The organism is Pseudomonas koreensis, assembly GCF_012986595.1.
Taxonomy (GTDB): Bacteria; Pseudomonadota; Gammaproteobacteria; order Pseudomonadales; family Pseudomonadaceae; genus Aquipseudomonas; species Aquipseudomonas koreensis.
Genome location: NZ_JAAQYM010000002.1, coordinates 619,647 through 640,709 on the forward strand (window position 1 = coordinate 619,647; position 21,063 = coordinate 640,709).

At 60.5% G+C, this 21,063-nt stretch carries 17 protein-coding genes; 7 read left to right on the forward strand and 10 right to left on the reverse strand.

The genetic code is table 11. From position 1 onward, the window contains the following. Positions 1-16: 16 nt before the first annotated feature. The 4 genes from HBN98_RS08020 (at position 17) to HBN98_RS08035 (ending at position 6,623) form a co-directional block, all read left to right on the forward strand. Positions 17-1,081 (forward strand): imelysin family protein, encoded by a 1,065-nt coding sequence (locus HBN98_RS08020; protein WP_064588975.1) that lies wholly within the window; start codon positions 17-19, stop codon positions 1,079-1,081. A gap of 14 nt (positions 1,082-1,095) precedes the next feature. After that, positions 1,096-2,196, forward strand: a complete 1,101-nt coding sequence (locus tag HBN98_RS08025) for a DUF1513 domain-containing protein (RefSeq protein WP_083368055.1) — start codon at positions 1,096-1,098, stop codon at positions 2,194-2,196. A 235-nt stretch (positions 2,197-2,431) separates the two neighbouring features. After that, positions 2,432-3,580 (forward strand): efflux RND transporter periplasmic adaptor subunit, encoded by a 1,149-nt coding sequence (locus HBN98_RS08030; protein WP_083368054.1) that lies wholly within the window; start codon positions 2,432-2,434, stop codon positions 3,578-3,580. Positions 3,581-3,593: 13 nt separating this feature from the next. Further along, on the forward strand, positions 3,594-6,623 hold the full coding sequence (locus HBN98_RS08035) for a multidrug efflux RND transporter permease subunit (protein ID WP_083368053.1): 3,030 nt from the start codon (positions 3,594-3,596) through the stop codon (positions 6,621-6,623). A 188-nt stretch (positions 6,624-6,811) separates the two neighbouring features. On the opposite strand, the gene HBN98_RS08040 is transcribed toward HBN98_RS08035, so the two are convergent. The 5 genes from HBN98_RS08040 to colR all read right to left on the reverse strand — a co-directional run bounded on the left by HBN98_RS08040 (position 6,812) and on the right by colR (position 10,527). Continuing rightward, positions 6,812-7,039, reverse strand: a complete 228-nt coding sequence (locus HBN98_RS08040) for a hypothetical protein (protein ID WP_064588979.1) — start codon at positions 7,037-7,039, stop codon at positions 6,812-6,814. Between the two features lie 2 nt (positions 7,040-7,041). After that, entirely contained in the window at positions 7,042-7,755 is a 714-nt protein-coding gene (locus tag HBN98_RS08045) for a lipopolysaccharide kinase InaA family protein (protein ID WP_027612049.1), read from the reverse strand. Between the two features lie 4 nt (positions 7,756-7,759). Continuing rightward, positions 7,760-8,428 carry a class I SAM-dependent methyltransferase gene (locus HBN98_RS08050; protein WP_064590073.1) on the reverse strand — a complete coding sequence of 223 codons (669 nt, stop codon included), beginning with the start codon at positions 8,426-8,428 and terminating at the stop codon, positions 7,760-7,762. A gap of 151 nt (positions 8,429-8,579) precedes the next feature. Beyond that, positions 8,580-9,854, reverse strand: coding sequence for a sensor histidine kinase (locus tag HBN98_RS08055; RefSeq protein ID WP_083368052.1), 1,275 nt, complete (start codon positions 9,852-9,854; stop codon positions 8,580-8,582). Beyond that, the gene (gene colR / locus HBN98_RS08060) at positions 9,844-10,527 is read right to left on the reverse strand and encodes a two-component system response regulator ColR (protein WP_064588981.1); all 684 of its coding nucleotides are present in this window, start codon (positions 10,525-10,527) and stop codon (positions 9,844-9,846) included. Before colR ends, HBN98_RS08055 begins: the two co-directional genes overlap by 11 nt. A 203-nt stretch (positions 10,528-10,730) precedes the next feature. On the opposite strand from colR, the gene HBN98_RS08065 reads away from it, so the two are divergent. Then, positions 10,731-12,680, forward strand: coding sequence for an LTA synthase family protein (locus HBN98_RS08065; protein ID WP_083368051.1), 1,950 nt, complete (start codon positions 10,731-10,733; stop codon positions 12,678-12,680). Positions 12,681-12,940: 260 nt separating this feature from the next. Here HBN98_RS08065 and groL read toward each other — a convergent pair whose 3' ends face one another. The 4 genes from groL to HBN98_RS08085 form a co-directional block, all read right to left on the reverse strand. Next, positions 12,941-14,587: a chaperonin GroEL gene (gene groL / locus HBN98_RS08070; protein ID WP_007964008.1), complete on the reverse strand. Its 1,647-nt coding sequence runs from the start codon at positions 14,585-14,587 to the stop codon at positions 12,941-12,943. 49 nt (positions 14,588-14,636) lie between these two features. Beyond that, positions 14,637-14,930, reverse strand: coding sequence for a co-chaperone GroES (locus tag HBN98_RS08075; RefSeq protein ID WP_007916610.1), 294 nt, complete (start codon positions 14,928-14,930; stop codon positions 14,637-14,639). A gap of 259 nt (positions 14,931-15,189) precedes the next feature. Beyond that, positions 15,190-15,666 (reverse strand): FxsA family protein, encoded by a 477-nt coding sequence (locus HBN98_RS08080; RefSeq protein ID WP_064588984.1) that lies wholly within the window; start codon positions 15,664-15,666, stop codon positions 15,190-15,192. Between the two features lie 65 nt (positions 15,667-15,731). Beyond that, entirely contained in the window at positions 15,732-16,463 is a 732-nt protein-coding gene (locus HBN98_RS08085) for a HugZ family pyridoxamine 5'-phosphate oxidase (RefSeq protein ID WP_083368050.1), read from the reverse strand. 164 nt (positions 16,464-16,627) lie between these two features. Here HBN98_RS08085 and HBN98_RS08090 point away from each other — a divergent pair, with 164 nt between their 5' ends. Next, complete coding sequence (locus tag HBN98_RS08090; RefSeq protein WP_083368049.1) at positions 16,628-17,386, forward strand: SDR family oxidoreductase; 759 nt, start codon at positions 16,628-16,630, stop codon at positions 17,384-17,386. Positions 17,387-17,479: 93 nt separating this feature from the next. Here HBN98_RS08090 and apbC read toward each other — a convergent pair whose 3' ends face one another. After that, complete coding sequence (gene apbC, locus HBN98_RS08095) at positions 17,480-18,574, reverse strand: iron-sulfur cluster carrier protein ApbC (protein WP_083368048.1); 1,095 nt, start codon at positions 18,572-18,574, stop codon at positions 17,480-17,482. Positions 18,575-18,938: 364 nt separating this feature from the next. Between apbC and metG the strand changes: the two genes are divergently transcribed. Further along, positions 18,939-20,990, forward strand: a complete 2,052-nt coding sequence (metG, locus tag HBN98_RS08100; protein WP_064588987.1) for a methionine--tRNA ligase — start codon at positions 18,939-18,941, stop codon at positions 20,988-20,990. Positions 20,991-21,063 lie beyond the last annotated feature (73 nt).

Below are 21,063 nucleotides of genomic sequence, written 5' to 3' on the forward strand. Positions count from 1 at the left end.
GAATCGGGAGCCCGACATGTTCCGTCCCAAGTTGTTGTTCACCAGCCTTGCCGCGCTCGCCCTCGGCGCCTGTTCGCCGCAGGATCCGCAAGCGGTCACCTCGGCGGCCATCGCCAAATCGGTGATCCTGCCGACCTACACCCGTTGGGTCGAAGCCGACAGACAACTGGCCGTCAGCGCCCTCGCCTACTGCCAGGGCAAGGAAACCCTGGAAACCGCCCGCGCCGACTTCCTGCATGCGCAGAAAGCCTGGGCCGAGCTGCAACCGTTGCTGATCGGGCCGCTGGCCGAGGGCAACCGTTCGTGGCAGGTGCAGTTCTGGCCGGACAAGAAAAACCTCGTAGGCCGTCAGGTCGAGCAACTGGTCGTCGCCCAGCCGCAGATCGATGCCGCTGCCCTGGCCAAATCGAGCGTGGTGGTGCAAGGCCTGTCGGCTTACGAATACATCCTGTTCGATGAAAAGCCGGACGTCGCCAACGCCGAGCAGAAGGCCAAATACTGCCCACTGCTGATCGCCATCGGCGAGCGTCAGAAGCAACTGGCCGAAGAGATTCTGCAGAGCTGGAACAACACCGACGGCATGCTCGCGCAGATGAGCAAGTTCCCTAACCAGCGCTACGCCGACTCCCACGAAGCGATCGCCGATCTGCTGCGTGTGCAGGTCACCGCCCTCGACACCCTGAAGAAAAAACTCGGCACGCCCATGGGCCGCCAGAGCAAGGGTGTGCCGCAGCCGTTCCAGGCGGATGCCTGGCGCAGCCAGTCGTCGCTGACCGCGCTGGAAGCCAGCCTTGCCGCCGCCAAAACCGTCTGGGAAGGCGTCGACAACAAAGGCCTGCGCGGTCTGTTGCCGGCCGAGCAAAAGCCACTGGCGGACAAGATCGACGCCGCCTACGCCGCATCGCTGGAACTGTTCGGCAGCACTCAGCGCTCGCTGACCGAAATGCTCGGCGACGACGCCGGTCGCCAGCAACTCAACGATCTCTACGACAGCCTCAACGTCGTCCATCGCCTGCACGAAGGCGAACTGGCCAAGGCGCTGGGCATTCAACTGGGCTTCAACGCCAACGACGGTGACTGATGAGGGCAAGTGCCATGCTGCGACGCCAGGCTCTGACTTTAGGTAGTTTGCTGCTGGGAGCAGTGACACTGGGCGGCTGGACGCTGTTCAAGCGCAAGGATCAGAGCCCGTTGTTGCTCTCGGCGCGCGATGACACCGACGGCAAGCACTACGCCGTCGGTTATCGGCTGGACGGCACCCGGGTATTCGCCACCGAGGTCGGCCAGCGCTGTCACGACATCATTAACCACCCGACGCTGCCGATCGCACTGTTCGTCGCCCGTCGCCCGGGCACCGAGAGCTATCTGATCGACCTGCGCGACGGGACGTTGCTGCAAACCGTGACGGCGCAGCCGAACCGGCATTTCTACGGCCACGCCGTGGTGCACAAGGACGGCGAATACCTGTACGCCACCGAGAACGACACCACCGACCCGGGTCGCGGCCTGCTCGGCGTGTACAAGTTCGAAGGCGAGCGGCTGGTGCACAGCGGCGAGATTTCCACCCATGGCCTCGGCCCGCATCAGGTGTCGTGGATGCCCGATGGCGAAACCCTGGTGGTGGCCAACGGCGGGATTCGGACCGAGGCGGAAAGCCGCGTCGACATGAACCTCAACGCCATGGAACCGAGCCTGGTGCTGATGCAGCGCGACGGCACCCTGCTGAGCAAGGAAACCCTGGCCCAGCAGATGAACAGCGTGCGCCACCTGGGCATTGCCAGCGACGGCACCATCGTTGCCGGTCAGCAGTTCATGGGCGCCTCGCATGAGCGCTCGGAGCTGCTGGCGATCAAGCGTCCGGGACAGCCGTTCGTGGCGTTCCCGGTGCCGGATCATCAGTTGCAGTCGATGGGGCACTACACCGCGAGCGTCGCCTTGCACAGCGAACTGCGGCTGGTGGCGCTGACCGCGCCGCGCGGTAACCGGTTCTTCATCTGGGACCTGGACAGCGGCGAAGTGCGTCTCGACGCGCCGCTGCCCGATTGTGCCGGTGTCGGTGCCGTGCAGGATGGCTTTGTCGTGACCTCGGGCCAGGGCCGTTGCCGTTACTACGATTGCCGCCAGGATGAACTGCTGGCCAAACCGCTGGAGCTGCCGGCGGGGCTCTGGGATAACCATCTGCACTTGATGGCCTGAACCAACACTTGAAGCTGATACTGAAACTTGTGGCGAGGGAGCTTGCTCCCGCTGGACTGCGCAGCAGGCCCTGCTTTTGATAAAAGAGCGGGGCCGCTTCGCGACCCAGCGGGAGCAAGCTCCCTCGCCACAGGGGAAGTGTCATCTCAACGGTAGTAATGGCAGTTGGATTCCCTACCTCTCTCGGAGTAATGTTCGGGACTGTCTCACCTGATTTATCCAAGGAACTGGAAATATGCTGCGTCGCCGCATGCTGATCATGTTGGGTGTTGTCTTGCTGGTCGTCCTGATATTGGGCGGATACAAAGCCTTTTCGATCTACACCATGATCCAGGGCTTTTCCAAACCCAAACCGCCGATCAGCGTTGCCGTGGCCAGTGCCACCGAGCGGCCGTGGCAGATGCGCCTGCCCACCGTCGGCACGCTCAAGGCGCTGCAAGGCGTCGAGCTGAGCCTGGAAGTCGCCGGTACCGTCACTGAACTCAAATTCGAATCCGGGCAGAAGGTCAAGGCCGGGCAACCGCTGCTGCAACTCGACAGCGCAGTGGAAACCGCCTTGCTGGAAACCGCCAAGGCTGACCTGGGCCTGGCGCAACTGGATTTCGGTCGCGGCAGCCAACTGGTCGACAGTCGTGCCATTTCCAAGGGCGAATATGATCGGCTCTCGGCGGTTCTGCAAAAGAACCGCGCCACGGTCAATCAGCTCAATGCCTCGCTGGCGAAAAAACGCATCGTCGCGCCGTTCAGCGGCACCATCGGCATCCGTCAGGTGGATGTCGGCGACTACCTCGCCAGCGGTACCAGAATCGCCACGCTGCAGGATCTGAGCAGTCTCTACGCCGACTTCTATATGCCTGAGCAATCGGTGCCGAAACTGGCCATCGGCCAACCGGTGCAGATCAGCGTCGCGGCCTATCCCGGCCAGAACTTCCCCGGCGCCATCAGCGCGATCAACCCGATCGTCGAGAGCAGCACGCGCAACATTCTGGTCCGCGCGACCCTGGCCAACCCCGACGGCAAACTGCTGCCGGGCATGTTCGCCAGCCTTGAGGTGTTGCTGCCCGATCCGCAGAAACACATCGTCGTGCCGGAGAGCGCGATCACCTACACCCTCTACGGCAACTCGCTGTACGTGGTCGGGCAAAAGAAGGCCGAGGACGGCAGTGTCGAAAAAGACGACAAGGGCCAGCCGGTGCTGATTGCCGAACGACGCTTCATCGAAACCGGTGAACGCCGCGATGGCTTGGTGATGATCAACAAGGGCGTGCAGAACGGCGAACAAGTGGTGACCGCCGGCCAGATCAAACTGGACAACGGCGCACACATTGCCATCAGCGACGACAAGACCCTCGGCGAGCAGAACAGTCCGCCTCGCGCCGACTGATCAAGGAATCCCCATGGCTTTTACCGATCCGTTCATCCGCCGCCCGGTGCTCGCCACCGTGGTCAGCCTGCTGATTGTGCTGCTGGGTTTCCAGGCCTGGAGCAAACTGCCGCTGCGCCAATACCCGCAAATGGAAAACGCCCTGATCACGGTGACCACCGCCTACCCCGGGGCCAACGCCGAGACCATTCAGGGCTACATCACCCAGCCGATGCAGCAGAGCCTGGCGAGCGCCGAAGGCATCGACTACATGACCTCGGTCAGTCGGCAGAACTTCTCGGTGATCTCGATCTACGCGCGCATCGGGTCCAACACCGACCGTCTGTTCACCGAACTGCTGGCCAAGGCCAACGAGGTGAAAAACAAGCTGCCACAGGACGCCGAAGACCCGGTGCTGAGCAAGGAATCAGCCGACGCCTCGGCGCTGATGTACATCAGTTTCTTCAGCAAGGACTTGAGCAATCCGCAGATCACTGACTACCTGTCGCGGGTGATCCAGCCGAAACTGGCGACCCTGCCGGGCATGGCCGAGGCGGAAATTCTCGGCAACCAGGTATTCGCCATGCGCCTGTGGCTCGACCCGGTGAAGCTCGCCGGTTTCGGTCTCAGCGCCAGCGACGTGACCAACGCCGTGCGCCAGTACAACTTCCTCTCCGCCGCCGGTGAGGTGAAAGGCGAGTACGTGGTCACCAGCATCAACGCCAACACCGAACTGAAGTCCGCCGAAGCGTTCGCGGCGATTCCGCTCAAGGTCAGTGGCGACAGCCGCGTGCTGCTCAGCGATGTGGCGCGGGTCGAGATGGGCGCGGAAAACTACGATTCGATCAGCTCGTTCGGCGGCACGCCGTCGGTGTACATCGGCATCAAAGCCACGCCCGGGGCCAACCCGCTGGACGTGATCCGGGAAGTGCGCAAGCTGATGCCGGAACTCGAAGCCCAGTTGCCGCCCAACCTCAAGAGCGAGATCGCCTACGACGCCACCCTGTTCATCCAGGCCTCGATCGACGAAGTGGTGAAAACCCTGTTCGAGGCGGTGCTGATCGTGATCGTGGTGGTGTTCCTGTTCCTCGGCGCGCTGCGCTCGGTGGTGATCCCGGTGGTGACCATCCCGCTGTCGATGATCGGCGTGATGTTCTTCATGCAGATGATGGGCTACTCGATCAACCTGCTGACCCTGCTGGCGATGGTGCTGGCAATCGGGCTGGTGGTGGACGACGCGATTGTCGTGGTGGAGAACATTCACCGGCATATCGAGGAAGGCAAGACACCGCTGGAGGCGGCACTGGAAGGCGCCCGGGAAATTGCCATGCCGGTGGTGTCGATGACCATCACCCTGGCGGCGGTGTATGCGCCGATCGGTTTCCTCACTGGACTGACGGGGGCATTGTTCAAGGAGTTCGCCTTGACCCTGGCCGGCGCCGTGGTGATCTCCGGGATCGTCGCCCTGACCCTGTCGCCGATGATGTGCGCCCTGCTGTTGCGCCACGAGGAAAATCCCAGTGGCCTCGCGCATCGCCTCGACCGCCTCTTCGACGGTCTCAAGCGCCGCTACCAGAGCGTGCTGCACGGCACACTGAATACGCGGCCGGTGGTGCTGGTCTTCGCGGTGATCGTGCTGTGCCTGATCCCGGTGTTCCTCAAGTTCACCAAGTCGGAACTGGCGCCGGATGAGGATCAGGGCATCATTTTCATGATGGCCACCGCTCCGCAGCCGACCAACCTCGACTACCTGAACACCTACACCGACGACTTCATCAAGATCTTCAAAGAGTTTCCGGAGTACTACTCGTCGTTCCAGATCAACGGCTACAACGGCGTGCAAGCGGGTATCGGCGGCTTCCTGCTCAAGCCGTGGAACGAGCGCAGTCGCACGCAGATGCAGATCCTGCCCGAGGTGCAGGGCAAACTGGGCGCTATCCCGGGCCTGCAGATCTTCGGCTTCAACCTGCCCTCGCTGCCCGGTACCGGTGAAGGTTTGCCGTTCGAGTTCGTGGTCAACACCGCCAATGACTACGAGCTGCTGCTGCAAGTCGCCGACCGGATCAAGAAGCGCGCCATGGAGTCGGGCAAGTTTGCCTTCGTCGATCTCGACCTGGCGTTCGACAAGCCGGAAGTGGTGGTCGACATCGACCGCGCCAAAGCCGCACAGATGGGCGTGTCGATGCAGGATCTGGGCAGCACCCTGTCGACGCTGCTGGGCGAGGCGGAAATCAACCGCTTCACCATCGAAGGCCGTAGCTACAAGGTGATTGCCCAGGTCGAGCGACCGTTTCGCGAGAACCCCGGCTGGCTGAACAATTACTACGTGAAAAACACCCAGGGCGAGCTGCTGCCGCTGTCGACGCTGATCAAAGTCACCGATCGGGCGCGACCGCGCCAGCTCAACCAGTTTCAGCAACTCAACGCCGCGAAGATCTCCGGATTCCCGTTGGTCAGCATGGGCGAGGCCATCGACACCGTGTTGCAGATCGCCCGGGAAGAAGCACCGGCCGGTTTTGCCTTCGACTATGGCGGCGCCTCGCGCCAGTACGTGCAGGAAGGCAGCGCTCTGTGGGTAACCTTCGCCCTTGCGCTGGCGATCATCTTTCTGGTGCTGGCGGCGCAGTTCGAAAGCTTCCGCGATCCGTTGGTGATTCTGGTGACGGTGCCGCTGTCGATCTGTGGTGCGTTGATTCCGCTGTTTCTGGGCTGGTCGAGCATGAACATCTACACCCAGGTCGGGCTGGTGACGTTGATCGGCTTGATCAGCAAGCACGGGATCCTGATCGTCGAATTCGCCAACCAGTTGCGCAAGGACAAAGGCCTGACCGCGCGCGAGGCGGTCGAGGAAGCGGCGGCGATACGATTACGCCCGGTGTTGATGACCACGGCGGCGATGGTGTTCGGCATGGTGCCGCTGATTCTGGCGACCGGTGCCGGCGCGGTCAGCCGCTTCGATATCGGGATGGTGATTGCCACCGGTATGTCGATCGGCACCTTGTTTACGCTGTTCGTGCTGCCGTGCATCTACACCCTGCTGGCCAAACCGGATCCCAAATCATGACTGTGTCCCTGTAGGAGCTGCCGAAGGTTCGGGCCGCGTTCGGACGATCTTTTGCTCTTTGCTTTCAAGATCAAAAGATCGCAGCCTTCGGCAGCTCCTACACAGTGGATGTGTATCAGAGGAAATTTGTATTGATCCATAAAAAAGGCCTCGCATCTGCGAGGCCTTTCATTTGGGCTTCAATCGATTCAACTCTGTGGCCTCATCCCTTGAGACAATCCAAACATGAACAGCAACAAATCATGATCAGGTTTAGTGGCCACGGAGGCTTTCGCCACCCGTGGTACTGCGCAGCGAGCATCGGCCGTGGTAGCACCGATCACCTGCATGCGGGGCTGCTCCCAGGCCGCCACCGCCAATGAAGCAACTGCCAAGGCCCCAACCAAAAACAAACCTCGTGCAATTTCGAGTTTCATCGCTATAAACCTTTGATAGCGCTGCCAAACGCCGTCTCATAAAAGTAGACGAGTTTTTTCCAGTCGGTGTCGCTGAACGACGAATGGCGACGCAATTGCTTCATGTCATGGGAGGCCGCGCGATAAGCGGTCAGACGCTGGCGGCATTTTTCCAGATCGATCAGTGCCACTTCGACCTGAGCCGAATCGCCCTCGCCGGTCACCCGTACGAATACGTGTTTGATGTAGATGCAGCTGTGCTGCCAGCGGCCCTTGTGCATGCGCGCCAGGTTTTCTGCGAGGTCTTTGAGAACGCGTTCGTAGACGGCTTCACCGTATTGGGCACGACCACCCGCGGCTTCCCATTTTTCCAGCTCATCGAAACCGTCCAGCGACTTGGTCACCAACAGGGCACGCCACTTGTATTGCGGATCAGGCTGCGCACCGCAGAAGACGATTTGCGGTACACGCACACCGAGACGGCTGACGCCGGTCAGGGCATCCAGCTCACGCAATACCGTCGGGCGGCCGAAAGGATGCAACCAACTGCGATAGATATGTCCGGTCTGGCGCTTGGCATAAAGCAACTGGCCGTCACGGCCCACGACTCGTTGCACACCACTTTCCCCACCCCGGCGGACATTGGGCTCTTCCACCCATTCACCGCGCTGGTTCCAGTAGTAGTCGAAGCGATCCTGGGGAGCGACTTCCGTTTCTGCTGCTATTTGCACCGCCATCCTGTTACCTCTTGCGTAATACGTAAACCCGCCACATGGCATAGAGCGGAATAAAGTCCAGTTGTTCCTGAATGCGAAAACCTGCCGCTTCGAATTCCTTTTCCACTGTCACAGCCGGTAACACAAATCGGTTCTGGTAACCTTCCTGCCCACGACGCTGCTCGGCACGTTTGCGTTTCCAGGCCTTGAAATTACCGTCTACCCACAACGAAATGATCACGCTGTCGCGGGTGACACGTTCGAACTCACGCAAAATCGCCCGTCGATGCTCGGCTTCACCGATGTGGTGCAACAAACGCATGCAGAAAATGCTGTCGACGGCGTTATCAGGCAAGGCAATGTCGAACGCTGACGTGTGCAAGGGTTGTACCCGTTTCACCACATCCGCCGGTTGCGACTGCATCGCGGTCTTGATCATCGATTCGGAATTGTCCGCACCAATGATCACCCGGTTGGGCTTTTCCGCCAGTAAAGGCCAGAACCGCCCTGCACCGCACGGCAGGTCCAGAACCAGACCCGGCTCGCCGGCCAGAGTCAGCGCCTTGCGAGCTACCTGCTCATCCCGCCAGTGAGACAACCGACGACCGAGACCGTCCTGGTGCTTGCGCAAATATTTTTGTGCATGCTGGTCATCATACTTTTCGGAAAAATCGAGCTTGATCGGGCTGCTCATCATCGGGACTCCTGAATAACTGATGCCCCTACCATAGGTAGAGGCATGTCAGCGTCAGGTCGTCCCTTTGTGAAAATTACGTCAGGTAAACCGGCAATCTATTACAGGGTTTTACAGGGAGAAAGCAATAGCGCGGGGCCATCAGTGGGGCTCAGCGTAGCCCCAGCGTGACTTCAAAGCGGCAGCCATTGGGCTGCATGGTGCTCAACGTCACCTCCCAGCCCTGGTTTTCACAGATCCGCTGCACCAGCGACAGGCCCAGCCCAAGGCCCTCGCCACGCTTTTCATTACCGCGCACAAAAGGCTGGAACATGGCTTCACGCTTTTCCTCGGGGATGCCGACACCCGAGTCTTCGACGACAAACCCCTTGTCATTGAGGGTAAGGCGAATGAATCCCTGCTCGGTGTAGTGGCAGGCGTTGCGCAGCAGATTACCCATGACCGCGCTGAGCAGAGTGGCATTGAAGCGGGTGTCCGGCGGGTTGCCCGGCTCGAACAGCAGGCGCAGGCCTTTGGACTCGATCGGTTCGCGCCAGATACTCAACAGTCCATCAGCCACTTGGGAGAGATTCTGCTGCGGCGCGGACCCCGCATCTTCACGCTGGGCGCGGGCGAGCATCAGGAAGGTCTGCACCAGTTCGCGCATTTCCTCGCTGGCCCTGGCGATACGCTCGACCTGGGCCCGGCCGCGTTGATCCAGCCCCGGGTTTTCCAGAAGCAATTCGCAGGAGCTGGCCAACACCATCAACGGTGTGCGCAGTTCGTGGCTGACGTCGCTGGTGAACAGCCGCTCGCGGGTCAGCGCCTGGCGCAGACGCCCCAGCGTGGCATCGAACGCCACCGCCAGTTCGCCGACTTCGTCAGCCGCATAATCCGGGGCCAACGGCGGCGCCAGACCGAGCAGTTGATCGCGGTGCCGCACTTGTCGCGCCAGTCGCACCACGGGCGCCATGACCTTGCGCGCCAACACCCAACCGAGGAACACCGCCAGCGCCAGACTGAGCACGAAGCCCACCAGCACCACGGCGAACAGCACACGCTCGCGCTCTTCGAAATCGCTTTGATCCTGCAGCAAGACGTAGCGACGACCGTCGACGACCTCGACCATCGCGTGATACGACAGATTCTCGCGGAAAACTTCGTGGAAGCCCGCATCGAGGTGGCGCAGGTCTTTCGGTAACTCGAAATCACCCGGGCCGCCGCTGAAATAGAACAACTGATCCGGTTCCGGACGATGGCTCCAGTCCGAGACGTTGTCCATCAGCAGCAGACGCTGCAGGTCGCCGCCCAGCCCCGCCGAAATCAGTTTTTCCTCCACCAGGTGCACGGTCGCCACAATGCCCATGGCGAAGGCCCCGGCCACCAGCGCACTCATCAGCGCAAAGGCGATGATGATCCGCTGGGAAAGGCTTTGCTTAAACTCCATCACGCCCCTCGGCCAGGCGGTAACCCACACCGTGCACGGTTTGCAGCAACGGTTTGGCGAATGGCTTGTCGATCACCTGACGCAATTGGTGGACATGGCTGCGCAGGCTGTCGCTGTCCGGGCAGTCGTCGCCCCACAGCGCCTCTTCGAGAATTTCCCGACGCAGGACATGCGGGCTCTTCTGCATCAACACCGCCAGCAGTTTCAGGCCGACCGGGTTGAGCTTGAGCAGCTTGCCCTCGCGGGTCACTTCCAGGGTGTCGAGGTCGTAGCTCAGGTCGCCGACCTGCAGCGCGCGACGTCCGCCGCCTTGGGTACGGCGCATCACCGCTTCGATCCGCGCCGCCAGTTCGGACAAGGCGAACGGCTTGACCAGATAATCATCCGCGCCGGACTTGAAACCCTGCAGGCGGTCGTCCAGTTGATCGCGGGCGGTGAGCATGATCACCGGGGTGTCGCGGCGGGCGTCTTCACGCAGGCGCTTGCACAGGGTGTAGCCGTCGATTCCGGGCAGCATGATATCGAGCACGATCAGGTCGTAATGCTCGGTGGCAGCCAGATGCAGACCCGACAAGCCGTCCTGGGCGCAATCGACGGTATAGCCTTTGAGCCCCAGGTAATCGGCCAGGTTGGCCAGGATATCGCGGTTGTCTTCGACCAATAGAATTCGCATTGGCATTTCCTCCGTACACAGTTACGGCCGTCTCGGCCCGCGCAGCTTAAGGCCAACGCCGGCTCAGGGCTAGCGCTGGCATGCGCGCAAATCCATTTGCTCTACCAAATTAAATCTTTAACAAAGTTTTCACTATCGATTCACAACCTGACTACAGTGGCGCCGCGACACTCGCGCGCCATTGATATAAGGAAAACGAGACAATGGACTCTTTCAAGACCGCGCCCGTGCGCTTTCTGCTGCTTATCACCGGCGCCTGGCTGGTTATTTTTCTCCTGACTCGTGCGGTATTGCTGCTGACTCACCTGGATGAGGCCGGTGGCTTTGCCCTTTCCGTGTTCGGCATTGGCGCGCTCTATGACCTGGGGTTTCTCGCCTACGCGGCGCTGCCGATGGGCTTGTATCTGCTGCTGTGCCCGCCGGGCCTGTGGCGCCGCCGAGGCCATCGCGGGTTCCTGCGCGTCCTGCTGACCATCAGCCTGTTCGCGATGCTGTTCGTGGCGGTGGCCGAATGGCTGTTCTGGGACGAGTTCGGCGTGCGCTTCAACTTTATCGCCGTCGACTACCTGGTGTACTCGGACGAAGTGTTGAACAACGTCCTCGAGTCGTACCCGATCGGCAAACTGCTGAGCCTCCTCGCCGTACTGGCCGTGGTGATCAGTTTTGCCCTGCGCAAGCCGTTCAATGCCGCCATGAATGCCCCCCTGCCAGCGCTGCGCGGACGCCTGCTCAGCGCTCTGGGCCTGCTGATCGTCACCGGGCTGAGCCTGCAACTGCTCAGCCAGGACGCCCCGCGTGCGCAGGGCGGTAACGCTTACCAGAACGAACTGGCCAGCAATGGTCCGTACCAGTTCTTCGCGGCGTTCCGTAACAATGAACTGGACTACGCCCAGTTCTACAAGAGCCTGTCGGCGGAACAGGTCGCCGGTCAGATCCGTGCCGAGCTGAGTGAGAGCAATGCTCGTTTCATCGGCCAGGATCCGCAGGATATTCGCCGGGTGATCGACAACCCGGGCACCGCGCGCAAGCCGAACATTGTGCTGGTGACCATCGAAAGCCTGAGCGCCAAGTACCTGGGCAGCAACGGTGACGGGCGCAACCTGACGCCAAACCTCGACGCCTTGCGCAAGCAGAGCCTGTATTTCAATAACTTCTACGCCACCGGCACCCGCACCGACCGTGGTCTGGAAGCCATCACCCTGGCCATCCCGCCGACGCCGGGCCGCTCGATCGTCAAGCGCATTGGCCGTGAAAGCGGTTTCGCCAGCCTTGGCCAGCAGCTCAGCGCCGTGGGTTACGACAGTGTGTTCGTCTACGGCGGACGCGGTTACTTCGACAACATGAACGCCTTCTTTAGCGGCAATGGCTATCGCGTCGTCGATCAGAGCAGCGTCGATGAAGCCGAGATCCACTTCAAGAACGCCTGGGGCATGGCCGACGAGGATCTGTATCGCCAGACCCTGAAACTGGCGGATGCCGATTACGCCAGGCAGCAACCGTTCCTGTTGCAGTTGATGACCACGTCCAACCACCGTCCTTACACCTATCCGGACAACCGGATCGACATCAAGTCCGGCAACGGTCGTGATGGCGCGGTGAAGTACACCGACTACGCCATCGGGCAGTTCCTCGAGCAGGCGCGGCAGAAACCGTGGTTCGACAACACGATCTTCATTTTCGTCGCCGACCACACGGCGGGCAGCGCCGGTAAAGAAGACTTGCCGATCACCAACTATCAGATCCCGCTGTTCATCTACGCGCCGAAAATGATCGAAGCTCGCGAGAGCGCGCAATTGGCCAGCCAGATCGACCTCGCCCCGACCCTGCTGGGCTTGCTGAACCTGGACTACACCTCGACATTCTTTGGCCGCAACCTGTTGCAGGACAACCCGCTGCCACCGCGCGTAGTGGTCGGCAACTACCAGCATCTGGGTCTGTTCGACGGCAAGGATCTGGCGATCCTCAGTCCGCGCCAGGGCTTGCGCCGGCATGACGATGCGTTGACCGAGAGCCGTGAGTATCGGGTCACCAGCGACGACCCGCTGGTCAGCCGGGCGATCACCTATTACCAGACCGCCAGCTATGGCTTCAAACAGCAGTTGTTGAGCTGGAAGCCTATGAAGGAAGACACCTCGCAAGTCAGCGATCGTTAAGCATTCATCGTTAATAGAAACGCCCCGGGCTGATGCTCCGGGGCGTTTTTCTTTGCGCACCGGTTAGCACAGGAAACACATATCCCAATGTGGGAGCGAGCCTGCTCGCGAATGCGGTGTATCCGTCACTGCTGTGGTGATGGGTGAATTGCTTTCGCGAGCAGGCTCGCTCCCACAGGGAGGCAGTGTGAAATCCGGGCAATAAAAAACCCCGCCTGCTCATCGCAGGCGGGGTTTTTCGTTACGGGGGTAAGGCTGGCTTACATCATGCCGCCCATGCCACCCATGCCGCCCATGTCTGGCATACCGCCGCCAGCCGAGCCTTCTTTCTTCGGTGCGTCAGCAACAGCAGCTTCGGTGGTCAGGATCAGACCGCCGATCGAGGCTGCAGCTTGCAGAGCGGAACGGGTTACCTTGGTTGGGTCCAGGATGCCCATTTCGATCATGTCGCCGTATTCGCCGGAAGCAGCGTTGTAACCGAAGTTACCTTTGCCGTTCTTCACTTCGTTGACGACTACGCTTGGCTCGTCGCCGGAGTTGGCAGCGATCTGACGCAGCGGCGCTTCAACAGCGCGACGCAGCACAGCGATACCGACGTTCTGGTCAGCGTTGTCGCCGGTCAGTTCGGTCAGTGCTTCCAGAGCGCGGATCAGCGCTACGCCACCGCCAGGTACCACGCCTTCTTCAACGGCTGCACGGGTTGCGTGCAGGGCGTCTTCAACGCGGGCCTTCTTCTCTTTCATTTCAACTTCGGAACCCGCGCCAACCTTGATCACTGCAACGCCGCCGGACAGCTTGGCCAGACGCTCTTGCAGTTTTTCACGGTCGTAGTCCGAGGACGTTTCGGCAACCTGAGCACGGATCTGAGCGATACGGGCTTCGATGTCGCCTTGTACGCCAGCACCGTCAACGATGATGGTGTTTTCCTTGGACAGGGTCACGCGCTTGGCGTTACCCAGGTGCTCCAGAGTGGTGCTTTCCAGGCTCAGGCCGATCTCTTCGGAGATGACGGTACCGCCGGTCAGAACGGCGATGTCCTGCAGCATGGCCTTGCGACGGTCGCCGAAGCCTGGAGCCTTGACGGCTGCAACCTTGACGATGCCACGCATGTTGTTCACTACCAGAGTCGCCAGGGCTTCGCCTTCAACGTCTTCGGCAACGATCAGCAGTGGGCGGCCGGCTTTGGCAACGGCTTCCAGCACTGGCAGCATTTCGCGGATGTTCGAGATCTTCTTGTCGACCAGCAGGATCAGCGGGCCGTCGAGCTCGGCAACCATGGTGTCCGGCTTGTTGACGAAGTACGGAGACAGGTAGCCACGGTCGAACTGCATGCCTTCTACAACCGACAGTTCGTTTTCCAGGCCCGAGCCTTCTTCAACGGTGATCACGCCTTCTTTACCGACTTTTTCCATGGCTTCGGCAATGATGTCGCCGATGGAGTTGTCGGAGTTGGCGGAGATGGTGCCGACCTGAGCGATTGCCTTGGTGTCAGCGCATGGCTTGGACAGGGCTTTCAGCTCTTTGACGATCGCGATGGTCGCTTTGTCGATACCGCGCTTCAGGTCCATCGGGTTCATGCCGGCAGCGACGGCTTTCAGGCCTTCGTTGACGATCGACTGAGCCAGAACGGTCGCAGTGGTAGTACCGTCACCGGCGTCATCGTTGGCACGGGAGGCAACGTCTTTGACCAGCTGCGCGCCCATGTTTTCGAAACGATCTTCGAGTTCGATTTCCTTGGCGACGGAAACGCCGTCCTTGGTGATGGTCGGAGCGCCGAAGCTCTTCTCGAGAATCACGTTACGGCCTTTCGGGCCCAGGGTCGCTTTTACCGCGTCAGCCAGAACGTTGACGCCTTTGAGCATCTTGGAGCGAGCGGCATCGCCGAACTTAACTTCTTTAGCAGCCATGATCGATATTCCTTAAATACTTTGTAGTAACGGGAAAATGAGCGGGGTATCAGCCTTCGATAACAGCGAGGATTTCGTTCTCGCTCATTACCAGCAGGTCTTCGCCGTCGACTTTCACAGTGTTGCTGCCGGAGTAAGGACCGAACACAACCTTGTCGCCTTCCTTCACGGACAGTGCACGCACTTCACCGTTTTCCAGAGCCTTGCCCGGGCCTACAGCGAGAATCACACCGTGGTTGGCTTTTTCAGCAGCCGAACCTGGCAGGACGATACCGCCAGCGGTTTTCTTTTCTTCTTCGCTGCGACGGATGACGACGCGGTCATGCAGAGGACGAAGCTTCATTGTCGATCTCTCCTAATTGTGGTTTTCATCGGCCGGTGTAGTCCCGGCGGGTTTAACAAATCCGGCCTGCGCCGGTTGCGGTTCGTCGAGCGAACCGCGGAAGTCTGTCCGACTCAAATGCCGGAAACCTTTCGGTGACCGATACATAAGGGCGCATGAGCTGATTACAAGGGCGGGGGCAGAAAATTTTTCATCGATTTGCCCCCTGAATGCCGCGCATAAAGAAACGGCACCCGAAGGTGCCGTGTCGATGCAGGGGTTATTTGCTGTCGCGATGTTCGAACTCGCCTTCGATCACATCACCCTCGCGGCCCAGAGGCTGACGCGGTGCAGGACCGCCACGGGGTTGCAGGTCGTCGGCGAAGGCACGCTGACGAATCGCCTGTTCTTCGGCACGCTGGCGCATTTTGTTCGCCAGCAGGCGACGGGTGAACGGCAACAGCATCACCAGACCGACCACGTCGCTGACGAAGCCCGGCAGGATCAGCAGGCCGCCGGCCAGGGCCAGCATCAGGCCTTCGAGCATGGTCTGCGCGGGCAGTTCACCGCGATTCAGGCTTTCACGGGCACGCAGTGCCGTGGCCAGACCGGCGATGCGCAGCACGAACACGCCGAACATCGAGCCGAGAATGATCAGCAGCAGGGCCGGGAAAAACCCGATAGCCCCTGCCACTTTGACGAATACGAACAGCTCCAGCACCGGAAACAGCAGAAAGAGCAACAAAAAAGGGCGCATCAAAGATTCCTCAACGCAAGAAATGCCTTGCAGTAAGCATTAGATGACGTCGCCCTTTCGTGAATTCAAGCGTCGGCCACTGCATTTTTTGGCCAAACCTCGGCGTGAGCCAGAGAAACCAAGGCTTCGCGCACTTGTATCGGCGTATGACAAGGCGCTTGAAACGGCAACCAGTACAGCGCCTGACCAATGCGCAAGTGCAGGCCTTCGCTGTCGATCCCGGCCAGTTGCGCCGGCACGGTTTGCGGCAGACCGGCGAGTTCCACGTAGTGAGCGATGGCCTTGGCGTGATCGCTGTTCATGTGCTCGACCATGCTGATTTCAGCCTTGCCGGCGAACGGGTTGGCCAGGGTCAGTTGCTCGACCCAGTGAATCGCGCCGAAGCCGCCGATGTAGCGATGACGCACCGGGTTGAGCACCCAGAAGTCGAAATCGTGAGCCTTATGGTAGTTCTGCGAATCGGGGAAATAGCGGTAGTAACGCTCGGCGGCGGCTTCGATGGCGAGCGGATCTTCGAGCTTCTGTGCTTCGGCCAGGTAAGTCAGGCGACCGACAGCCTGCACGTCGTCGGCCTCACGCTCACCCACCAGCAGCGAACATTTCGGGTCCTTCTGCAGGTTGTGGGTGTGCTGGGCGATACGGCTGATGAGGATCAGCGGGCGGCCCTGCTCGTCCAGGCAATACGGCACCACCGAGCCGAACGGGAAACCGGGCATCGATTTGGAGTGGGTGGACAATACGCCACGGTATTCCTTGAGAAGCAATTCTCGGGCATTCTTGGCCGCTTCAACGCTCAATTTATGACTCCTTATATAGAATCCGTCGAAAAAACGGACAGGCGCCTGGGGATAAGTCCCGGTCACGCCATCGGGCAATGCTCATGTGCAATCTGGCCGTAACCGGTAAAGATCGAGCGTCGCCAATAACAAAAACCACTCAGACCGGCTATCGGGGCATGCGAATGCAACTCAACGACAAAGTAATCATTATCACCGGCGGTTGCCAGGGTTTGGGCCGCTCCATGGCCGAGTATTTCGCCGGCAAAGGCGCGAAGCTGGCCCTGGTAGACCTCAATCAGGAAAAACTCGATGACGCGGTCGCGGCCTGCAAGGCCAAGGGCGTCGAGGCGCGCAGCTATCTGTGCAACGTGGCCAACGAAGAGCAGGTCGAGCACATGGTTGCCCAGGTGGCCGAAGACTTCGGTGCGATCCATGGCCTGATCAACAACGCCGGGATCCTGCGCGATGGCCTGCTGCTCAAGGTCAAGGACGGCGAAATGACCAAGATGAGCCTGGCCCAGTGGCAGGCGGTGATCGACGTCAACCTGACCGGCGTGTTCCTGTGCACCCGGGAAGTCGCGGCGAAAATGATCGAGCTGAAGAACAGCGGCGCGATCATCAACATCTCGTCGATCTCCCGCGCCGGTAATGTCGGCCAGACCAACTATTCTGCCGCCAAGGCTGGTGTGGCAGCGGCCACCGTGACCTGGGCCAAGGAACTGGCGCGTTACGGGATTCGCGTGGCGGGCATCGCGCCGGGTTTCATCGAAACCGAGATGACCCTGGGCATGAAGCCGGAGGCGTTGGAGAAAATGACCTCGGGGATTCCGCTCAAGCGCATGGGCAAGCCGGAAGAGATTGCCCATTCGGCGGCGTATATCTTCGAAAACGACTACTACACCGGGCGGATTCTGGAGATGGATGGCGGGTTGCGTATCTAAAGCAAGATCAAAAGATCGCAGCCTCCGGCAGCTCCTACATGGGATAACTGTAGGAGCTGCCGAAGGCTGCGATCTTTTAGCAAACGATGCCGATCAATCGTCGCTGATGCTGATATTCGGCATCGCTGGCGTCGCCGCTTCCTGCAACACAATGCGCGCGCCGACGTGGCGGGCCAGTTCCTGGTAGACCATGGCGATCTGACTGTCCGGTTCAGCGATCACCGTCGGCTTGCCACCATCGGCCTGCTCGCGGATCAGCATCGACAACGGCAGCGAGGCCAGCAGTTCGACGCCGTACTGGGTCGCCAGCTTCTCTCCCCCGCCCTCACCGAACAGATGCTCGGCATGCCCGCAGTTCGAGCAGATGTGCACCGCCATGTTTTCCACCACACCCAGCACCGGAATGTTGACCTTGCGGAACATTTCCACGCCTTTGCGCGCGTCCAGCAGCGCCAGATCCTGCGGCGTGGTGACGATCACCGCACCGGCCACCGGGACTTTCTGCGCCAGGGTCAGCTGGATGTCGCCGGTGCCTGGCGGCATGTCGATGACCAGATAATCCAGATCGCCCCACGCGGTTTGCGTGACCAGTTGCAGCAGTGCACCGGAGACCATCGGTCCGCGCCAGACCATCGGCGTGTTGTCATCAGTCAGGAACGCCATCGACATGACTTCGACACCGTGGGCCTTGAGCGGCACGAACCACTTCTGATCCTTGACCTCCGGGCGGGTGCGCTCGGGGATGCCGAACATGATGCCCTGGCTCGGGCCATAGATGTCGGCGTCGAGAATGCCGACCTTGGCGCCTTCGCGGGCCAGGGCCAGCGCGAGGTTGGCGGCGGTGGTCGACTTGCCCACGCCACCCTTGCCCGAGGCCACGGCGACCACGTTCTTGACGTTGGCCAGGCCCGGAATCTGTGCCTGGGCCTTGTGAGCGGCGATCACGCTGTTGATTTCGACCTTGGCCGACACCACGCCGTCGAGGTTTTCGATGGCCAATTGCAGCAATTGCGCCCAGCCGCTTTTGAACAGGCCGGCGGCATAGCCGATTTCCAGCTCAACCTTGACGCGGTCACCATCGATCTCGATGAGCTTCACGCATCCGGCGCTGACCGGGTCCTGGTTCAGGTAAGGGTCGGTGTATTGGCTGAGGACGGCTTCCACCGCTGCGCGAGTGACGGCACTCATGGGCAACTCCGATAACAAGACTGGAAAAGATGGCGGGTATCGTACGCTGGACATTGATTTGAGGCGAACAGATTGCTCGAGCTGGAAAACCTTTGTGGCGAGGGGATTTATCCCCGATCGGCTGCGCAGCAGTCGTGAAACCATTGAACGCGGTGTACCTGATACACCGAGGTATCAGGTTTTGGGGCGGCTTCGCCACCCATCGGGGATAAATCCCCTCGCCACAGGGGCCCATTCACATAGAAAGGTTTCATAGGCTGAAATTAAGTGACTGCCGCATCCGGAAACAGGCGCACAGGGTGAAAAATATGCGCCGGCGCTTTATAGTGGCCGACCTCCGTTTCATCAAGTAGCGAAGCCCCACATGTCCGAACCACGCAAGATCCTCGTCACCAGCGCCCTGCCCTACGCCAACGGTTCGATTCACCTTGGCCATATGCTGGAATATATCCAGACCGATATGTGGGTGCGCTTCCAGAAGCATCGCGGCAACCAGTGCATCTATGTCTGCGCCGACGACGCCCACGGTTCGGCGATCATGCTGCGCGCGGAAAAGGAAGGCATCACCCCGGAACAACTGATCGCCAACGTGCAGGCTGAACACAGCGCCGACTTTGCCGAGTTCCTGGTCGACTTCGACAACTTCCACTCCACTCACGCCGAAGAAAACCGTGAGCTGTCGAGCCAGATCTACCTGAAACTGCGTGACGCCGGGCACATTGCCACGCGCTCGATCACCCAGTATTTCGACCCGGAAAAGAAAATGTTCCTGGCCGACCGCTTCATCAAGGGCACCTGCCCGAAATGCGGCACCGAAGACCAGTACGGCGACAACTGCGAAAAATGCGGTGCGACCTACGCCCCGACCGATCTGAAGGATCCGAAGTCGGCCATCTCCGGCGCCACCCCGGTGCTCAAGGATTCCCAGCACTTCTTCTTCAAGCTGCCAGACTTCCAGCAGATGCTGCAGACCTGGACCCGCAGCGGCACCCTGCAGGACGCCGTGGCGAACAAGATCGCCGAGTGGCTGGACGCCGGTTTGCAGCAGTGGGACATCTCCCGCGATGCGCCGTACTTCGGTTTCGAGATTCCGGACGAGCCGGGCAAATATTTCTACGTGTGGCTGGACGCGCCGATCGGCTACATGGCCAGCTTCAAGAACCTCTGCGACCGTACTCCGGAGCTGGACTTCGACGCGTTCTGGGGCAAGGACTCCACCGCCGAGCTGTACCACTTCATCGGCAAGGACATCGTCAACTTCCACGCCCTGTTCTGGCCAGCGATGCTCGAAGGCGCCGGTTTCCGCAAGCCGACCGGGATCAACGTGCACGGCTACCTGACGGTCAACGGCCAGAAAATGTCCAAGTCCCGCGGCACCTTCATCAAGGCCCGTACCTACCTGGACCACCTGTCGCCGGAATACCTGCGCTACTACTACGCGGCCAAACTGGGCCGTGGCGTCGATGACCTCGACCTGAACCTCGAAGACTTCGTGCAGAAGGTCAACTCCGACCTGGTCGGCAAAGTGGTCAACATCGCCAGCCGTTGCGCCGGTTTCATCCACAAGGGCAACGGCGGCCTGCTGGTCGACAACAATGCCGCACCAGAGCTGACCGAGGCCTTCCTCGCCGCCGCGCCGAGCATTGCCGACGCCTATGAGGCTCGCGACTTCGCCCGTGCCATGCGTGAAACCATGGCCCTGGCCGACCGCGCCAACGCATGGATCGCCGACAAGGCCCCGTGGTCGCTGAACAAGCAGGAAGGCAAACAGGATGAAGTCCAGGCGATCTGCGCCACCGGCATCAACCTGTTCCGCCAGTTGGTGATCTTCCTCAAACCGGTGCTGCCGCTGCTGGCCGCCGATGCCGAGGCGTTCCTCAACGTCGCCCCGCTGACCTGGAACGACCACACCACGCTGCTGGCCAACCATCAGCTGAACGAATTCAAACCGTTGATGACCCGCATCGACCCGGTAAAAGTGCAAGCCATGACCGACGCCTCGAAAGAAGACCTGACCGCCAGCCAGACCGACACCGGCGCTGCCGCACCTGCGGGCAACGGCGAACTGGCCAAGGATCCGCTGTCGCCGGAAATCGACTTCGACACCTTCGCCGCCGTCGACCTGCGCGTCGCCCTGATCGTCAAGGCTGAACACGTCGAAGGCGCGGACAAGCTGCTGCGCCTGACCCTGGACATCGGTGACGAGCAGCGCAACGTGTTCTCCGGAATCAAGAGCGCCTACCCGGACCCGTCGAAACTCGACGGTCGCCTGACCATGATGATCGCCAACCTCAAGCCACGGAAAATGAAGTTCGGCATCTCCGAAGGCATGGTGATGGCCGCCGGCCCTGGCGGTGAAGAAATCTACCTGCTGAGCCCGGACAGCGGCGCCAAGCCGGGTCAACGCATCAAGTAAGACCCAGCGCTGAAAACGATCCCACAGGCATGTTCTGCAGGCCTGTGGGATTTTTCATATCTGGCCCACCCTT

Bases quoted from the DNA above. Each gene is read 5' to 3' on its own strand.
- HBN98_RS08075 (WP_007916610.1), bottom strand. From the start codon at position 14,930: ATGAAGCTTCGTCCTCTGCATGACCGCGTCGTCATCCGTCGCAGCGAA.
- HBN98_RS08035 (WP_083368053.1), top strand. From the start codon at position 3,594: ATGGCTTTTACCGATCCGTTCATCCGCCGCCCGGTGCTCGCCACCGTG.
- HBN98_RS08020 (WP_064588975.1), top strand. From the start codon at position 17: ATGTTCCGTCCCAAGTTGTTGTTCACCAGCCTTGCCGCGCTCGCCCTC.
- HBN98_RS08045 (WP_027612049.1), bottom strand. From the start codon at position 7,755: ATGGCGGTGCAAATAGCAGCAGAAACGGAAGTCGCTCCCCAGGATCGC.
- groL (WP_007964008.1), bottom strand. From the start codon at position 14,587: ATGGCTGCTAAAGAAGTTAAGTTCGGCGATGCCGCTCGCTCCAAGATG.
- metG (WP_064588987.1), top strand. From the start codon at position 18,939: ATGTCCGAACCACGCAAGATCCTCGTCACCAGCGCCCTGCCCTACGCC.
- HBN98_RS08080 (WP_064588984.1), bottom strand. From the start codon at position 15,666: ATGCGCCCTTTTTTGTTGCTCTTTCTGCTGTTTCCGGTGCTGGAGCTG.
- HBN98_RS08025 (WP_083368055.1), top strand. From the start codon at position 1,096: ATGCTGCGACGCCAGGCTCTGACTTTAGGTAGTTTGCTGCTGGGAGCA.
- HBN98_RS08090 (WP_083368049.1), top strand. From the start codon at position 16,628: ATGCAACTCAACGACAAAGTAATCATTATCACCGGCGGTTGCCAGGGT.
- apbC (WP_083368048.1), bottom strand. From the start codon at position 18,574: ATGAGTGCCGTCACTCGCGCAGCGGTGGAAGCCGTCCTCAGCCAATAC.
- HBN98_RS08040 (WP_064588979.1), bottom strand. From the start codon at position 7,039: ATGAAACTCGAAATTGCACGAGGTTTGTTTTTGGTTGGGGCCTTGGCA.
- HBN98_RS08055 (WP_083368052.1), bottom strand. From the start codon at position 9,854: ATGGAGTTTAAGCAAAGCCTTTCCCAGCGGATCATCATCGCCTTTGCG.
- HBN98_RS08030 (WP_083368054.1), top strand. From the start codon at position 2,432: ATGCTGCGTCGCCGCATGCTGATCATGTTGGGTGTTGTCTTGCTGGTC.
- HBN98_RS08050 (WP_064590073.1), bottom strand. From the start codon at position 8,428: ATGAGCAGCCCGATCAAGCTCGATTTTTCCGAAAAGTATGATGACCAG.
- HBN98_RS08065 (WP_083368051.1), top strand. From the start codon at position 10,731: ATGGACTCTTTCAAGACCGCGCCCGTGCGCTTTCTGCTGCTTATCACC.
- colR (WP_064588981.1), bottom strand. From the start codon at position 10,527: ATGCGAATTCTATTGGTCGAAGACAACCGCGATATCCTGGCCAACCTG.